The 1,597-nt window shown below is 71.4% G+C and carries 1 protein-coding gene and 1 pseudogene; both read left to right on the top strand.

Annotation, left to right across the window (positions count from 1 at the left end):
• Nucleotides 1-927, top strand: a 927-nt coding sequence (locus tag AC2VNT_RS01495) for an ATP-dependent DNA helicase (protein ID WP_486945176.1), incomplete at its 5' end; no start/stop codon positions are given.
• A 5-nt stretch (nt 928-932) separates the two neighbouring features.
• Nucleotides 933-1,486: pseudogene (locus AC2VNT_RS01500) on the top strand (transposase); the annotation flags it as partial.
• Between the last annotated feature and the right edge of the window lie 111 nt (nt 1,487-1,597).

Genomic DNA, 1,597 nt, shown 5'->3' on the forward strand with positions numbered 1-1,597 from the left:
GAGATCACCGACCGGATCCTGGCGTCGTTCACCCCGGCGATCGTCGAGCGCACCGACGTGGTCTGGCTCAACCACGAGGACGTCCGCGGCTCGGCGCGGGCGGTGCTGCGGGTGGCGCCGCTGGCGGTGGCCGGGCTGGTGCGCGAGCGGCTTCTCGCCGACCGCACGACGGTGCTGACCTCGGCCACCTTGACCGTGGGCGGGTCCTTCGACGCGATGGCCGCCGCCTGGGGGCTGACCGGCGACGACGACTCGACCCGCTGGCGCGGCCTGGACGTCGGCTCGCCGTTCGCCCACGACAAGGCCGGCATCCTGTACGTCGCCGCGCACCTGCCGCCGCCCGGCCGCGACGGCACCGGCTCGGAAGCGCAGCTGGCCGAGATCGCCGAGCTGGTGACCGCCGCCGGCGGGCGCACCCTGGGGCTGTTCTCGTCGATGCGGGCGGCCCGTGCCGCGGCCGAGGCGATGCGGGAGCGACTGGACACCCCGGTGCTCTGCCAGGGCGACGACGCCACCGGCGCGCTGATCGAGCAGTTCACCGCCGACCCGGAGACCTCGCTGTTCGGCACGCTGTCGCTCTGGCAGGGCGTGGATGTGCCCGGGCCGTCGCTGTCGCTGGTGCCGATCGACCGGATCCCGTTCCCGCGGCCGGACGACCCGCTGCTGACCGCCCGGCAGCGCGCGGTGAACGCCCACGGCGGCAACGGCTTCATGACGGTCGCCGCCGGGCATGCGGCACTGCTGCTGGCCCAGGGGGCGGGCCGGCTGCTGCGCGGCGTCGACGACCGGGGAGTGGTGGCGGTGCTGGACTCCCGGATGGCGTCCGCCCGATACGCCGGGTATCTACGAGCGTCGCTGCCGCCGTTCTGGGCGACCACCGATGCGGCGACCGTGTGCCAGGCGTTGCAGCGGCTGCAGGCCGGGTGAGCTGTTCGGCCACGCGGATGGCCTTCGATTCCGACTGTGAAGCGCGTGTCGATGCTGCGGGCCAGACGCCGAGGTCTGGGCTCGGCGATCGAGGACATGGCCGCCGACAGCGAATTCACCCCGATCGTATGAAGGGTGTCGTGTCTTCGCGGGGTCGGCAGGTTGACCGGGTTCGCGTTGGCAGTTGAGATCGGCGATTGGGATCCGTTCACCGGCAACACGATTGGTTTATTTGTCGGATTGGTGCCCTCGGAGTCCTCGTCGGGTTCCACACTGTTGCAGGGGTCGGTCACCAAGACGGGAAACACCCACGTGCGGCGGCTTCTGGTCGAGGGCGGCATGGCATCACCGGCCCAGGTATCAAGTGGGGGCGGTGATTCGGGCACGCTGGGATCAGGCACCAGCGGCGGCCCGCGCACGCGGTCACGAAGGCAACCATCGTCTCCACAACCGGTGGGTGGGATTCCTCGCGCGGCGCAAGCGGTCCACCGTGGCCAACGTCGCGACCGCCCCCGAGCCGGCCGGCTGGTGCTGGTCGCCGGCAGTCATGGACGACTGACCACCACCTGACTGCTTCCTCCTGAGGGCGGTGGTGGCAGCGCGTAGATCGACCCGCGACCCAACTATGAGCAGACACCCTCGGTTCGACGCTCGACACCAGACCCGCGGA

This window comes from Mycobacterium sp. TH-M15 (genome assembly GCF_057473705.1).